Below are 14,991 nucleotides of genomic sequence, written 5' to 3'. Positions count from 1 at the left end.
AGCCACAGATTTTATTCTGTGGCTTTTTTGCTATTGATTTTTTAAAATTTCATTCATCAACTGAATATCAATGTGGCAATAGCCTGTTGGGTTTTTCACTAAATATGCTTGGTGATATTCTTCCGCAGGGAAGTATTGTTCCAACATTTGGTTTTCTATGGCTAAGGGTTTATCAAACTGTGTTTGTAATTCCCTTAAAGCTTGGTTAATAATTGGAACATCTTGCGGATCGGTGTGATAAATCCCTGTGCGGTATTGAATGCCAATGTCGCCACCTTGTTGGTTAATGCTCACAGGATCGATGACTTTAAAAAAATAATCAAGTAATTTAGCTAGACTGATTTGGTTGGCATCATAAGTTACTTTGACTACTTCCGCGTGCCCACTAGCTGAACACACATCTTGGTAGGTTGGGTTGTCCGTGTTGCCGTTGGCATAACCCGATTGAGCCTTAATCACGCCATTAATGCGTTGCATAAAAGATTCTACTCCCCAGAAACAACCACCTGCTAAATAAATTTCACGACTATTTTGCATATTCTCTCCTATCGTCTTTAAATTTAAATCATTTGTAAAAAATAGCTAAAATTATACCGCTTGTAAAATACAAATATCGATTTTGCTGATTTCAGTCATAAATAATTGCATTTTTTACAAGATTTTTTATCTAAAAATAGGTATAGTATTGCCACTTTTTATCACTTTATCTCAGAGGTTCTATGGGTACTCTTAACAGCCTTTTAGGCATTATTGTTTTACTATTCATTGCATTTTTATTTTCGAGCAATAAACGCTCAATAAATATGCGTACGGTGTTAGGTGCATTAGCATTGCAGGTTGCGATTGGGGCGTTGGTACTTTATGTGCCAGCAGGTCGCGATGCATTAAATGCAATGGCGAATGGAGTTTCTAAAGTCATTTCTTATGGTAATGAAGGTATTTCATTCTTATTTGGTGGCTTAGTAAGCGACAAAATGTTTGAAGTTTTTGGTGGTGGCGGTTTCGTCTTTGCTTTCCGTGTGCTTCCAGTCATTATTTTCTTCTCAGCACTTATTTCATTGCTTTACTACATTGGTGTGATGCAATGGGTTATCCGTATTCTAGGTGGCTTACTACAAAAAGCATTAGGCACATCTAAAGCGGAATCAATGTCTGCGGCAGCGAATATTTTCGTCGGTCAAACTGAAGCTCCACTTGTGGTAAAACCATATATTAGCAAAATGACTGAATCTGAGTTATTTGCAATTATGGCAGGTGGTTTAGCGTCTATTGCAGGCTCGGTAATGGCTGGTTATGCTGGAATGGGCGTGCCATTAACTTATTTAATTGCAGCGTCATTTATGGCAGCACCAGCAGGTTTATTATTTGCGAAAATTATGATTCCACAAACCGAACAATTCCGTGATGAATTAGAAGCGGTCGATTTAGAAAAACCAGCGAATATTCTTGATGCAGCAGCCTCAGGTGCATCATCAGGTATGCAACTTGCGTTAAATGTAGGGGCGATGTTGATTGCTTTCGTTGCTTTAATTGCATTAGTAAATGGTATTTTAGGCGGCATTGGCGGCTGGTTTGGTTATGAAACATTAAACTTGGGTCAAATTTTCGGTTGGGTGTTCAAACCACTTGCTTGGGTAATTGGTGTACCTTGGGAAGAGTCTGAAATAGCTGGTCAAATGATCGGCTTGAAGTTGGCTGTTAATGAGTTCGTAGGTTATTTAGAGTTTGCTAAATATTTAGCTCCTGAAGCGACTGTTCAGTTAAGCGATAAAACCATTGCCATTATTACTTTTGCACTCTGTGGTTTTGCTAACTTCAGTTCAATTGCGATTTTAATCGGTGGTATTGGTGCAATGGCACCAAGCCGTCGTGGTGATATTGCACGTTTAGGTATTAAGGCTGTTATTGCAGGTTCACTTGCTAACTTAATGAGTGCAACTATTGCAGGCTTATTTATTGGCTTAGGCGGCGCAGTTTTATAATTTAAATAATCTGTAAAACCACTAGAAATGATCTGCACCTTATCAGTTGGCTGCTTAGTCCAATGTTAGGTGTAGATCAAAAATAGTGGTTTTATGTTTTTTTAGCTAACGTAAACGGTTGCTTGTCATTTGCCTATTTACAAGCGGTCAAATTTTTATAAAATTTTACTAAGTCATTCATTTAATTAAAAAAGGAGAAATCATGAATGTAAAAAATTCAGCTGAGATTGCACTTTCTTTGATGGATCTCACCACATTAAATGACAATGATACAGACGGAACAATAATAGCTTTGTGCGAACAAGCTAAAACCGATTTTGGCACACCTGCCGCAGTGTGTGTTTATCCACGATTTGTACCGCTAGCACGCAAGATTCTTAAAGCACAGGGCATAGAGCAAGTCAAAATTGCTACTGTGACTAATTTCCCGCACGGCAATGATGATATTGCAATTGCGATTGCCGAAACCAAAGCTGCATTGGCTTACGGTGCTGATGAAGTTGATGTTGTTTTCCCTTATCAAGCATTAATTGCAGGTAATGAACAAATTGGTTTTGAATTAGTTAAACAAGCTAAAGCAGTTTGCCAAGAAAAGGGTGTTTTACTTAAAGTCATTATTGAAACGGGTGAGCTAAAATCAGCAGACTTAATTCGCAAAGCAGGCGAAATTTCAATTCGTGCAGGGGCAGATTTTATCAAAACCTCAACAGGTAAAGTGCCAGTAAATGCAACGTTAGAATCTGCTCGCATTATGCTTGAAACTATTCGAGATTTAGGGGTGGCAGAAACGGTTGGCTTTAAAGCTGCGGGTGGCGTGAAAACTAGCGAAGAAGCGGCAAAATACCTCGCTTTAGCACGTTCAATTTTAGGTAATGATTGGGTAGATAGCTCACATTTTCGTTTTGGTGCCTCTAGTCTTTTAGGCAATTTGTTAGCAACATTAAAAGATGAACAGCAACAATCTGTTCAAGGTTATTAATTATTCATCATAAGAGGAAATTAAAAATGGCAACTCCACATATTAATGCACCTGAAGGGGCGTTCTCTGACGTTGTACTTATGCCAGGCGACCCGCTTCGTGCAAAATATATCGCAGAAACTTTTTTAGAAGATGTTAAAGAAGTCACTAACGTACGTAATATGTTAGGTTATACGGGTAGTTATAAAGGTCGTCGCATTTCTGTAATGGGACATGGTATGGGAATCCCGTCTTGTTCAATTTATGCGAAAGAGCTCATTACTGAATATGGAGTGAAAAAAATCATTCGTGTTGGTTCTTGTGGTGCTGTGCGTAGTGATGTTCGTATTCGTGATGTTATCATCGGCTCTGGAGCTTGTACTGATTCTAAAGTAAACCGTATCCGCTTTCGTGATAATGATTTTGCCGCGATTTCAGACTTTGATATGACTTTAGCCGCATACCAAGCGGCACAACAGAAAGGCGTTAATGTGCGAGTAGGGAATTTATTTTCAGCAGACCTATTTTATAGCCCAGATGTTGAAATGTTCGATGTGATGGAAAAATATGGCATTTTAGGGGTAGAGATGGAAGCTGCTGGTATTTATGCTGTTGCGGCGGAGTTCGGTGCGAAAGCATTAGCAATTTGCACAGTTTCAGACCATATTCGCACAGGCGAACAAACCAGTGCTGAAGAACGCCAATTAACTTTCAATGAGATGATTGAGATTGCATTAGAGTCAGTATTGATTGGCGATAAATAATAAGCGATAACTGATTTATCTTAAAATTGACAAGCGGTTAAATTTTGCAAAAAATTGCAATATTTGACCGCTTATTACTTTCAGTATGATGTATAAAATATCAAGATATTCTTTAACAAATTTTGTGTACTCATAGAAAATAATGTTTGAATATAAAATCAATATGATTGAATATTTATTCAAAATAAAGATTGAGTTTGCTTACAATTAGGCTTAGACTACAGCATAAAAAGTGAAAATATAAGGATATCTAATGAGTAAATACAAAATTTTTGTAGATGGGGCTGTTGGTACAACAGGATTACGAATTCACGAACGATTGAGTCAAGCCGAGGATATTGAGTTATTAACATTGCCTGAGGCACAACGTAAAGATCTAAACGCTCGATTAACAAAATTAGCAGAAGCTGATTTAACTTTTCTTTGCTTGCCTGATGAAGCCTCAAAAGAGTTAGTTGCCAATGCACCATCTGATGCCAGAATTTGTGATACGTCTACTGCCCATCGCGTGAATGCTGATTGGGTTTACGGTTTTGCTGAATTAACCGGGCAAACTGAAAAAATCAGAAAGGCTAACCGCGTAGCTATACCAGGCTGTCACGCAACAGGCTATATTGCCTTAGTCCGCCCGTTAGTCGAAATGGGCATTTTATCCGCTGATTATCCGTTGAGCTGCCAATCTTTAACAGGCTATTCAGGTGGCGGAAAATCAATGATTGCTGATTACGAAAACCCAAATCGTGTTGATGCCTTAAATGCACCTCGTGTTTATGGATTAGCGTTAAAACATAAGCATTTACCTGAAATGCAAATGCTCACTCAAATGAAAATTCCGCCGATTTTTACTCCAGTAGTGGCAGATTTTTACAGTGGTATGCTAGTGACTGTTCCGCTTCCCATTTCTGCGTTACAAGCGGTTAAATCTGGTGAAGAAATTACAAAGCTATTTGCAGACTATTATCAAAATAGCAAATTAATCACAATCCATACTTTCCAAGATTTACCAGAAGACGGTATGCTTTCTGCGAATGCTTATTCAGGCAAAGACAGTTTGGATATTTTTGTATATGGAAATGACGACCAAATTTTACTTGTTGCTCGTTTTGATAATTTAGGTAAAGGGGCATCAGGTGCGGCGGTGCAGTGTATGAATATAATGCTTGGGAGAGATGAAATCTCGGGGTTAGAAATTTAATTGGTTACTTTCTTTGCACAAGCAAAGAAAAGTGACATAAAACTGGAGATATTATGGATATTCAAGAAATCAATCAATTCGCAAATTTATTAGAAAAATCAACCGCTTGTCTTGCTAAATGGCAAGATAAAATCATTGTTGTGAAATATGGCGGTAATGCGATGATTAATGAAGATCTGAAAACATCGGTAATGGAAGATATTTTATTGCTTAATCGTTTAGGGATAAAAGTCGTGCTGGTACACGGCGGAGGGCCTGAGATTTCACAAGGTGTAAAATTATTAGGTAAAGTGCCTCAGTTTATCAATGGGTTAAGAGTGACTGATAGCGACACGATTAGCGTGGTGTTGCAAATGTTAGCGGGCAAAGTGAATAAAAGTCTTGTTGCCTTATTGAAAGGTAAAGGCATTGGGTTGTGTGGTATTGATGGAGCAATGTTGCAATGCAAAAAATTAGAAGCTGAGGTGGATTATGGCTTTGTAGGTGATATTGTCAAGGTTAATCCAAAAGTGATCGAAATTGCCTTAAATGCGAGTTTAATTCCTGTGATTTCAACTATTGGTGTGGATGAAAACGGGCAGGCTTATAATATTAATGCTGATACGGCAGCAAGTGAAATCGCAATAGCGCTTAATGCAGCGAAATTAGTTTCAATGACGGATATTGCAGGTTTATTACGAGATCGTTTTGATGAAAGTACGCTTATTCCAGAGGTTGATGTCTGTGATGTGCAAGGACTGATTGATCAGGGTATTATTGCAGGCGGTATGATCCCTAAAATTGCTTGCTGTACGGATTTTATTAATGCAGGCGGTATTGAAGCAAATATTATTGATGGAAGAATCGAACACGCTATTTTAGTTGAACTATTTGGTGGTAAAAATGGAACACGTTTTTACAAAAAATAGATTAGGAAGAAATATATGACAAGTAACAACATCAAACAACTAGATAAAGAATATATTGCCCAAACTTACGGCAGATTTGACCTCGCACTTTCACACGGTAAAGGCTGTGATGTGTGGGATGTTGAGGGTAAGCAATATTTAGATTTTACCAGCGGCATTGGCGTAAATAGTTTAGGGTGGGCTGATGACGATTGGCTTTCAGCGATTACGGCTCAAGCAGGCAAATTGCAACACACTTCAAATTTATTTTTCACTGAGCCATCAAGCCAATTAGCTAAAAAATTGGTCTCTACAAGCGGTCTAAAAAGAGCATTTTTTTGCAATTCAGGCGCAGAGGCAAATGAAGGGGCAGTAAAAACAGCTCGCAAATATAGCCACGATAAATATGGCACTGGGCGATCCACAATTTTAACCTTAGTGAATTCATTTCACGGTAGAACTATTTCAACACTGGCAGCAACAGGGCAAGATGTGTTTCACCAACACTTTTTTCCGTTTACGGATGGCTTTGAATATGTGCCAGCAAATGATATTGATGCACTTAAAATCCGTTTAAATACTGATGATGTCTGTGCTATTTTAGTTGAAGTGCTACAAGGCGAAGGTGGAGTTTGTGCGTTAGATAATGATTACTTGCAAGCAGTGCAATCTCTCTGCCAAGAAAAAGATTTAGTTTTTATAATAGATGAAGTACAAACAGGTATTGGGCGAACAGGCACAATGTTCTCTTATCAACAATTTGGCTTACAGCCTGATATTGTGAGTCTGGCCAAAGGTTTAGGCGGCGGACTACCAATAGGGGCTTTTCTATTAGGCAACAAAGTTGAACATACTTTAGGTAAGAGCGATCACGGTTCAACATTTGGCGGTAATCCTGTTACTTGTGCTGGCGCAAATGTGGTTTTAGATAAAATAACGCCAGATTTTTTAAAAGAAGTGCAACGTAAAGGGCAATCTCTGCAACAAAGATTAAATGCTTTGCCAAAAGTAAAATCTGTTTCTGGCTTAGGTTTAATGATTGGTGTGGAATTTGAAGAGGGTATTTTAGCCTCCGATATCGTGACAAAATGTATTGAACAAGGTGTGCTGTTTTTAACTGCAAAAAGTAAATTAAGATTACTGCCACCGCTGATTATATCTGATGAACAGATTGAACAGGGAATAAAGGTATTGAAAGAGGTTCTTGAATCAAGATAGTTTAGTTTTGGCGATGAGATCATTTATAGAAGCATAGAACTCTTACAAAAGATACATTACAATTCTGGCAAGAGCACATCTATCGGTAATGAATATGCAAGGTAGAAATGAACAATATTATGAAGCGTATTTAAATCATAAGCAGATTTCAAGGCGGGGGCTATTACGCACGCTGTTTCAGTCTGTAGATAAAGTGCAGAAAGAGCAGCATATCCGTTTAGCTCATCGCCCACCTTTTGCGGCAGAGGAACATCTATTTCTTGCTGCTTGCAACGGCTGTGGTGATTGTACGCAGGCTTGTCCATATAATTTGATTCAGATTCAGCAACAAAAAGCAGTTTTAGAGTTAGATTATATGAGTTGTGACTTATGTGGAAAATGTGCTGAAAGCTGTTCAAGCAATGCTTTAAATACCCTCTTTAAACGAGATACCGAGCTTCGACCAAATTTTTTTAACACGTGCCTAGTTAAGCAGAATCAGTTTTGCACTGTGTGCCAAGAGAAATGCCCCCAGCAGGCGATTTCTGAACATTTAGTGGTAAATGATGAGTTATGTAATGGATGTGGGGAATGTAAGATAAGCTGTTTTTTATCAGCAATTCAATTAGTTTAATCTTTCAAAAAAGAAAATCAGCACCTCAATGGTGCTGATTTTTTAGCGATATTTATCACGAACGTTTCATAATTTCAAAAAACGCCTCGTTGGTTTTAGCCATCATTAATTTATCAATTAACCATTCGATTGCATCGACATCATCCATTGGATTAAGCACTTTACGCAACATCCACGTTTTTTGTAGTTCATCAGCAGCCATTAATAGATCATCTTTACGTGTACCAGAACGATTGAAATCAATCGCAGGGAAGATTCGGCGTTCTGCAATTCGGCGAGATAGATGTAGTTCCATATTACCGGTACCTTTGAATTCTTCAAAAATGACCTCATCCATTTTAGACCCTGTATCAACAAGCGCCGTTGCGATAATCGTTAAGCTACCGCCTTCTTCTACGTTACGTGCAGCCCCGAAGAAACGTTTAGGACGATGTAACGCATTTGCATCTACACCACCAGAAAGAATTTTACCTGAAACAGGCGTAACAGTATTATAAGCACGAGCAAGACGTGTGATGGAATCTAATAAAATCACCACATCTTTTTTATGTTCAACAGAACGTTTTGCTTTTTCTATTACCATTTCTGCAACTTGAACGTGTCGTGAGGCTGGCTCATCAAAGGTAGATGCAATGACTTCGCCACGCACCGTGCGTTGCATCTCAGTGACCTCTTCAGGACGTTCATCAATTAACAGAACGATAAGCTCACATTCTGGGTGGTTATGGGTAATACTTTGTGCGATATTTTGTAGAAGAACAGTTTTACCTGCTTTAGGTGGGGCTACAATCAACGCTCGCTGACCTTTACCGATGGGAGCCGCTAAATCTAAAATACGAGCAGTTAAATCTTCTTTTGAGCCATTACCACGCTCCATTTTCAAACGGGAATTTGCGTGTAAAGGCGTTAAGTTTTCAAATAAGATTTTGCTACGAGAGACTTCAGGCTTGTCATCATTAACGGAATCGACTTTTAATAATGCAAAGTAGCGTTCGCCTTCTTTGGGCGGGCGGATTTTCCCTTCTACCTTATCACCAGTTTGTAAGTTAAAGCGGCGGATTTGGCTTGGTGAAACATAAATATCATCGGGCCCAGCTAAGTATGAGCTATCTGATGAACGCAAGAAACCAAAACCATCGGGTAAAATTTCTAACACGCCTTGACCGAAAATATCTTCACCACTTTTTGCGTGTTGTTTAAGAATAGCAAAAACGATGTCTTGTTTACGTAAACGAGCTAAATTTTCTAAGCCCATTTGGTTTTCACCCATTTCGACTAATTCTGAAACTGGCGTATTTTTAAGTTGAGTAAGATGCATAATTTGAATGTTAAATTGTGATTAAATAAGGTTGGAGTTGTTGGTATTGATTTGATATGGCTAAGCCACAAAAGATGAGGCGAAGCATACCTTAATAGAGGCGAAATTGCAAATTTTTTATAAAAAATGACCGCTTGTAGCAATAGTAGCAATAAAAATGCTGATAAAACATCAGCATTTTTATTGGATAGGCTTATTAAGCCTCAACCCCCTCAAATAAAAGGGTGCTTAAATAACGCTCTGAAGCAGATGGTAGTATTACGACGATTAATTTATCAGCAAATTCGGGTAGTCTCGCAATGCGATCTGCTGCTGCAACGGCAGCACCTGATGAAATGCCACCTAAAATTCCTTCTTCTGCCATTAAACGGCGAGCGGTTGCAATGGCTTCTTCGCTTGAAACCTGCTCAACACGATCTACTAACGCTAAATCTAAGTTTTTCGGGATAAAACCTGCACCAATGCCTTGAATTTTATGTGGGCCTGGTTTTACTTCTTCGTTATTTAAAGTTTGTGTGATAACGGGAGATTCTGCTGGTTCTACTGCGACAGAAATAATGGGTTTACCTTTATCTTGTTTAATCGCACGAGATACGCCAGTAATGGTGCCGCCTGTTCCTACGCCTGCAACTAAAACATCAATGTTGCCTTGCGTCGCCTCCCAAATTTCAGGGCCCGTGGTTTGTTGGTGAATTGCTGGGTTTGCTGGATTTTCAAACTGTTTTAAGGTGACATAACGGTTTGGATCAGAGGCTGCAATCTCTTCTGCTTTTGCTATGGCGCCTTTCATTCCTTTTGCACCTTCAGTTAAAATCAGGTTTACGCCTAAACCACGTAATAAGCGTTTACGCTCAGTGCTCATTGTTTCAGGCATTGTAAGTGTTAATTTATAGCCACGAGCTGCCGCAACGTAAGCTAATGCAATACCAGTGTTACCGCTGGTTGCATCTACGATTTCTTTATCTTTCGTTAAAATACCGTCTTTTTCCGCCTGCCAGACCATATTCGCCCCAATACGGCATTTCACGCTAAAACTTGGGTTACGCCCTTCCACTTTAACTACGATATTACCATTACCGAAATGTTTTAAACGCACAAGTGGAGTGTTGCCGATGGAATATGAGTTGTCTGAATAAATTGTCATAGAAAATTCCTCTCAAAGTAGGTATTAAAATTGTATTTCATCATACTGATCTTTTTGAGCTTGGCTAGTAGCAGAAATTTATTTTGTATAACCAAAAGGAATATAAGAGATGGGTTTACATAAAAAAACGGTCTGTTTTGCAAAAAATAAGCAAAATCAGACCGCTTGTAATAGATTATTTCAGTGCCCTCGCCCCTTGGTTATCCACTTTGCAGATGTGGATAAACCCTTCGTTGTTTTGCAGATACTCTCTCTCCAAATAGTTTACTAAGCGTTGGGCGTGCTCCAAGTCGGGGGCGATGGCAAACATTGTTGGGCCTGAACCTGAAATACCAACCGCTAATGCACCTAAATCTTTACAGCCTTGACGAACAGTAGGGAAGTTTGGGAGTAATCCTTCACGATAAGGCTCGGCAATTAAGTCTTTCATCATAGTGGCAGCTAATACATCTTGATGTGTATGACAAGCGTGAACGAAAGAGCCTAAGTAACGCGCTTGCTGAATCATATCTTGACGCGTATAGCTTTTAGGCAAAATGGCTCGTGCTTCTGCAGTAGAAACCTCCACACCTGGGTAAGCAAGCACCCAATACCATTCATCAAAAAAAGGTAAAGGTTGGCAAATATTGCCCAGAGATTGCGTCATTAATTGCAAGCCACCTAAGTAGCAAGGTGCAACATTATCGTAGTGAATTGAACCTGAAATTCTCCCCTCAAGCTCTCCCATCATTTCTAATAATTCCATTTTTGAAAATGGTTCATTATGGAATTGATTAAGTGCCACTAATGCAGCCACAATTGAACAAGCACTTGAGCCAAGCCCTGAGCCAATCGGCATATTTTTTTCAAGTGTTAAGCGTAAATTTTTTACACTGCCGTTACGTAATTTCAAGCGTTCGCTAAATAGCACATAGGCTTGATAGACAATGTTTTTTTGTGGTTCTTTGGGCAATTTACGTACAAAATAACCTGCACTTTCTAGCTCAAAAGTTTGTTCGCAATCTTCAATTTGAACAACATCGCCTAATAAAGAACCATCAATAGGTGAGATTGCCGCCCCTAATGAATCAAATCCCACACTAATATTCGCACTTGAGGCAGGTGCATAAATGCGTAAGGTCATTAGCTTGCACCTCCTGGTAATGTACGAAGAATATCAGCAAAAATACCTGCTGCAGTTACGCTATTACCTGCACCATAACCACGCAAGAGAAGGGGGATTGGGCTGTAGTAGCGAGTTAAGAAGGCAAGAGCATTTTCGCCATCTTTTACTTTATAAAGTGGGTGATTGTCATCAACAGTTTCAATTGCCACACGGCATTTTGTCCCTGTAATTGAGCCTACATAGCGTAACACTTTACCTTCTGCTTTGGCTGCTTCTACACGTTTGTTAAATTCTTCATCTAATGCAGGCAATGCTTCTAAAAACTCATCACGGTTCATTCCTTCGGAGAAGCCTTTTGGTAATATGCCTTCAATTTCAATATCTTCAAATTCAAGCGGCAAGCCAGTTTCACGAGCTAAAATTAATAATTTGCGAGCAACATCAGCACCAGATAAATCCTCACGAGGATCAGGCTCAGTAAAGCCTTTTTCCTTTGCCAATAGGGTAGCTTGAGAAAGCGTTAAGCCCTCTTCTAATTTACCGAAAATGAATGAGAGTGAGCCTGAAAGAATCCCCTCAAATTTCTCTACTTCATCGCCAGCTGCTAGCAAGTTTTGTAGATTTTCGATAACGGGTAAACCTGCCCCTACGTTAGTTTCATAAAGGAATTTGTGCTGGCTTTGACGAGCATTCTCACGCATTTCTAAGTAATAGTTATAGCCTGACGTATTGGCTTTTTTGTTTGGTGTAATCACATGGAAGCCTTCTTTTAACGCTCGGGCGTAAAGGTTTGCTACAGATTGTGCCGAGGTGCAATCAACAAACACAGGATTGACCACGTGGTGGAATTTGATAAAAGAAAGTAGTACATCAAAGTCTGAGGGTTGGATTGCTTTTTCTAAATCTTCTTTCCAGTTATCTAAATTTAAACCGCTTTCGTTAAGCAACATCTTATCTGAATTAGCTAAGGCACAAATACGAATTTCAATATCCTTTTTGGCTAGAAACTCTTTTTGTTGTTTTACTTGCTCAATTAACTCACTTCCAACACCGCCAACGCCAACTAAAAAAATATCTACAACACGTTTGCTATTAAATAATGATTTATGGGTGGCTTTCACGGCTTCAATGGCTTTATTCAGTGGCACCACTGCTGAAATTGAACGCTCTGATGAACCTTGTGCGATCGCAACAATACTAATGTTTGCTTGAGCAAGTGCAGAGAAAAAGCGTGCTGCGATACCTTTAGCGGTACGCATACCGTCACCTACTACAGAAACAATGGATAAATCTTTAATAATATCAATCGGATCAAGTAAGTTTTCAGCTAATTCTTGGGCAAATTCCGCATTTAATGCAAGTAACGCTTTTTCTGCTGATTTAGCAGGCACACAGAAACTAATACTATATTCTGATGAAGATTGGGTAATTAAAATCACTGAAATGCCTGATTTCGACATTGTAGAGAAAACACGAGCAGCCATACCCACCATTCCTTGCATACCCGCACCTGATACGTTAAACATAGCAACATTATCAAGGTTAGTAATGCCTTTTACTTTCAAGTTATCATTTGCAACATTGCCATCAATCAAGGTGCCTTTGCTTTCAGGATTACCTGTATTTTTAATTAAGCACGGAATATTTAATGATACTAAAGGCCCGATTGTGCGAGGATGAATCACTTTTGCCCCGAAGTAAGAAAGCTCCATCGCTTCTTGGTAGCTCATAGATTCCAAACAAACCGCATTGGGCACTAGGCGAGGATCGCAAGTATAAACACCATCCACATCTGTCCAAATTTCACAGACATCTGCTTTCAAGCAAGCGGCTAAACACGCGGCAGAGTAATCAGAACCGTTTCGCCCTAATAGCACTAATTCACCTTGCTGATTGCCTGCAGTAAAACCTGCCATTAATACCACATTCTTCTTTGGAATCGAGTCTGCATCAACACGCTTGGTTGATTCTGGGATATCAACTGAAGATTCCAAATAGCTCCCGTGAGCCAATAATTTTTCAACAGGGTCGATGCGAGTAACGGTGTAGCCTTTTGCTTCAAACCACGCTTGCATCATTGCAATAGAAAGTTTTTCACCACGGCAATGGATTGTTGCTGCAATATCATCCGAGAGTGATTTACTTTTTGCAGAATCTGCCGCAACTTGCTGAATTTGGGTTAATTCAGCATCAACCAATGCTAATAGTTCATTTTTGGCAAAGTTATTGTTTGCTTCATATAAGCCGTTAATGATGTTGTGGAAAATCTCGGTTGCTTCAGAAAGGTTAGATTCAAATGATTCGCCAGCAATTGCTTTATCAACAATGGCGACCAAGTGGTTAGTGATTTTGGCTGGAGCGGATAAAACCCCTGCCGCCTGATCAGCTAAATGGGCTTTTTCGATAATATCCGCCGCTTGCATAAAGCGTTCTGGATTGGCAAGAGAGGTGCCCCCAAATTTAAGAACTCGCATAGTTACTCCTGATGAATATTGGTAAATTTTTCTATAAAAAAACCCGCTTGTAGCGGGTTTCAGTTTATTCTTTTTGTAGCCAATAAAAAACCCGCACTATGCTGGAAACATAATGGTGGTAATAATCATTGTAATTACAGAAAAAGGACTCATTGGCTGTTTTCTATGTAATAGAATTAATAATGGGTGAAGAATGCGTGAAAATAACTACTTTGTCAATGGGGGAATGAGAATTTCTTTATTTTTCGTATTTACTTTTAAGATGATTGAATAATCTTGCTCTAGATCAAAAAAATATGCCTTTTCTGGTTATTTCTTGTTAGAATGCGTTTGGAGTTTAACTCTGATTAACCTATTGATTGATTACTATTTGAAAGGAATGAACTATGGCATACACATTACCTGAATTAGGCTACGCGTATGATGCGTTAGAGCCACATTTTGATGCAAAAACAATGGAAATTCACCACACTAAGCACCACCAAGCATATATTAATAATGCAAATGCAGCATTAGAAGCCCACCCTGAATTATTAGAGCAATGCCCAGGCAAATTAATTGCAGATTTAAACCAAGTCCCTGCTGAAAAACGTGTTGCAGTGCGTAACAACGTAGGCGGACACGTAAACCACACATTATTATGGAAAGGTTTAAAAACAGGCACAACTTTACAAGGTGCATTAAAAGATGCGATTGAGCGTGATTTTGGCTCTGTGGATAATTTCAAAGCAGAATTTGAAAAAGTAGCAACTACTCGTTTTGGCTCAGGCTGGGCGTGGTTAGTTGTAAATGAAGGAAAATTATCGGTAGTCTCAACCGCAAATCAAGACAACCCACTAATGGGTGAAGACGTAGCAGGGGTTTCTGGCTACCCAATTTTAGGTTTAGATGTATGGGAACACGCTTACTACCTGAACTACCAAAACCGCCGTCCGGATTTCATCAAAGCGTTCTGGAACGTGGTAAACTGGAACGAAGCGGCAAACCGTTTTGAAAAACAAACGCCAGGCTGCGGCTGCGGAAAATAAATCTAGTTTAGTACGATAAATACAAGCGGTCATATTTTGTAAAAATTTTGCAAAATATGACCGCTTGTTTAATATGCGTTCTGCAACTTAAATTCACATTAAAAAAAGCTAAATTTTTAGTATTCATCACACAAAAAATAGATTAAAATCGCCTTTTTTATTTACAGAGAGATAATTATATGATGAACTCACTCACTCACTCACTCACTCACTCACTCACTCACTCACTCACTCACTCACTCACTCACTCACTCACTCACTCACTCACTCACTCACTCACGGCGTAGTGTAGCCTCGTTGCTACT

The 14,991-nt window shown here is 39.2% G+C and carries 13 protein-coding genes; 8 read left to right on the top strand and 5 right to left on the bottom strand.

Annotation, left to right across the window (positions count from 1 at the left end; genetic code table 11):
* Positions 1–30: 30 nt before the first annotated feature.
* Positions 31–537 (bottom strand): peptide-methionine (S)-S-oxide reductase MsrA, encoded by a 507-nt coding sequence (gene msrA / locus HV560_RS09805; protein WP_159630992.1) that lies wholly within the window; start codon positions 535–537, stop codon positions 31–33.
* Positions 538–719: 182 nt separating this feature from the next.
* Here msrA and HV560_RS09800 point away from each other — a divergent pair, with 182 nt between their 5' ends.
* From HV560_RS09800 to napF, 7 genes are all read left to right on the top strand, one after another.
* Positions 720–1,982: a NupC/NupG family nucleoside CNT transporter gene (locus HV560_RS09800; RefSeq protein ID WP_176808879.1), complete on the top strand. Its 1,263-nt coding sequence runs from the start codon at positions 720–722 to the stop codon at positions 1,980–1,982.
* Between the two features lie 202 nt (positions 1,983–2,184).
* On the top strand, positions 2,185–2,961 hold the full coding sequence (gene deoC, locus HV560_RS09795) for a deoxyribose-phosphate aldolase (protein ID WP_176812758.1): 777 nt from the start codon (positions 2,185–2,187) through the stop codon (positions 2,959–2,961).
* A gap of 26 nt (positions 2,962–2,987) precedes the next feature.
* Positions 2,988–3,704, top strand: a complete 717-nt coding sequence (gene deoD / locus HV560_RS09790; RefSeq protein ID WP_176808877.1) for a purine-nucleoside phosphorylase — start codon at positions 2,988–2,990, stop codon at positions 3,702–3,704.
* A gap of 253 nt (positions 3,705–3,957) precedes the next feature.
* Complete coding sequence (gene argC, locus HV560_RS09785) at positions 3,958–4,899, top strand: N-acetyl-gamma-glutamyl-phosphate reductase (RefSeq protein WP_176812757.1); 942 nt, start codon at positions 3,958–3,960, stop codon at positions 4,897–4,899.
* A 53-nt stretch (positions 4,900–4,952) separates the two neighbouring features.
* Positions 4,953–5,807: an acetylglutamate kinase gene (gene argB, locus HV560_RS09780; protein ID WP_176812756.1), complete on the top strand. Its 855-nt coding sequence runs from the start codon at positions 4,953–4,955 to the stop codon at positions 5,805–5,807.
* Positions 5,808–5,822: 15 nt separating this feature from the next.
* A complete protein-coding gene (locus tag HV560_RS09775) occupies positions 5,823–7,004 on the top strand; it encodes an aspartate aminotransferase family protein (protein WP_176810275.1) in 1,182 nt (393 codons plus the stop codon).
* Positions 7,005–7,092: 88 nt separating this feature from the next.
* Positions 7,093–7,617, top strand: coding sequence for a ferredoxin-type protein NapF (napF, locus tag HV560_RS09770; RefSeq protein ID WP_420371377.1), 525 nt, complete (start codon positions 7,093–7,095; stop codon positions 7,615–7,617).
* Between the two features lie 55 nt (positions 7,618–7,672).
* On the opposite strand, the gene rho is transcribed toward napF, so the two are convergent.
* From rho to thrA, 4 genes are all read right to left on the bottom strand, one after another.
* Positions 7,673–8,935, bottom strand: a complete 1,263-nt coding sequence (rho, locus tag HV560_RS09765) for a transcription termination factor Rho (protein WP_159630976.1) — start codon at positions 8,933–8,935, stop codon at positions 7,673–7,675.
* Between the two features lie 196 nt (positions 8,936–9,131).
* Positions 9,132–10,079: a cysteine synthase A gene (gene cysK, locus HV560_RS09760; protein WP_159630974.1), complete on the bottom strand. Its 948-nt coding sequence runs from the start codon at positions 10,077–10,079 to the stop codon at positions 9,132–9,134.
* Between the two features lie 175 nt (positions 10,080–10,254).
* Positions 10,255–11,202, bottom strand: coding sequence for a homoserine kinase (gene thrB, locus HV560_RS09755; protein ID WP_176808871.1), 948 nt, complete (start codon positions 11,200–11,202; stop codon positions 10,255–10,257).
* Positions 11,202–13,658, bottom strand: a complete 2,457-nt coding sequence (gene thrA, locus HV560_RS09750; protein WP_176810271.1) for a bifunctional aspartate kinase/homoserine dehydrogenase I — start codon at positions 13,656–13,658, stop codon at positions 11,202–11,204. The genes thrB and thrA overlap by 1 nt, the downstream gene beginning before the upstream one ends.
* A 386-nt stretch (positions 13,659–14,044) precedes the next feature.
* On the opposite strand from thrA, the gene sodA reads away from it, so the two are divergent.
* Positions 14,045–14,686 carry a superoxide dismutase [Mn] gene (sodA, locus tag HV560_RS09745; RefSeq protein ID WP_176812755.1) on the top strand — a complete coding sequence of 214 codons (642 nt, stop codon included), beginning with the start codon at positions 14,045–14,047 and terminating at the stop codon, positions 14,684–14,686.
* Positions 14,687–14,991: the final 305 nt, after the last annotated feature.

Origin of the sequence: Mannheimia pernigra, from assembly GCF_013377995.1 — a bacterium.
In the GTDB taxonomy this organism is placed as follows: Bacteria; Pseudomonadota; Gammaproteobacteria; order Enterobacterales; family Pasteurellaceae; genus Mannheimia; species Mannheimia pernigra.
Note: the sequence above shows the minus strand (reverse complement) of the source record. Positions and strands in the feature narration are given on the sequence as shown.

Coding starts and splice junctions, on each gene's coding strand:
- cysK (WP_159630974.1), bottom strand. CDS start 10,079: ATGACAATTTATTCAGACAACTCATATTCCATCGGCAACACTCCACTT.
- argC (WP_176812757.1), top strand. CDS start 3,958: ATGAGTAAATACAAAATTTTTGTAGATGGGGCTGTTGGTACAACAGGA.
- thrA (WP_176810271.1), bottom strand. CDS start 13,658: ATGCGAGTTCTTAAATTTGGGGGCACCTCTCTTGCCAATCCAGAACGC.
- argB (WP_176812756.1), top strand. CDS start 4,953: ATGGATATTCAAGAAATCAATCAATTCGCAAATTTATTAGAAAAATCA.
- thrB (WP_176808871.1), bottom strand. CDS start 11,202: ATGACCTTACGCATTTATGCACCTGCCTCAAGTGCGAATATTAGTGTG.
- msrA (WP_159630992.1), bottom strand. CDS start 537: ATGCAAAATAGTCGTGAAATTTATTTAGCAGGTGGTTGTTTCTGGGGA.
- rho (WP_159630976.1), bottom strand. CDS start 8,935: ATGCATCTTACTCAACTTAAAAATACGCCAGTTTCAGAATTAGTCGAA.
- sodA (WP_176812755.1), top strand. CDS start 14,045: ATGGCATACACATTACCTGAATTAGGCTACGCGTATGATGCGTTAGAG.
- HV560_RS09775 (WP_176810275.1), top strand. CDS start 5,823: ATGACAAGTAACAACATCAAACAACTAGATAAAGAATATATTGCCCAA.
- HV560_RS09800 (WP_176808879.1), top strand. CDS start 720: ATGGGTACTCTTAACAGCCTTTTAGGCATTATTGTTTTACTATTCATT.
- deoD (WP_176808877.1), top strand. CDS start 2,988: ATGGCAACTCCACATATTAATGCACCTGAAGGGGCGTTCTCTGACGTT.
- deoC (WP_176812758.1), top strand. CDS start 2,185: ATGAATGTAAAAAATTCAGCTGAGATTGCACTTTCTTTGATGGATCTC.
- napF (WP_420371377.1), top strand. CDS start 7,093: ATGAATATGCAAGGTAGAAATGAACAATATTATGAAGCGTATTTAAAT.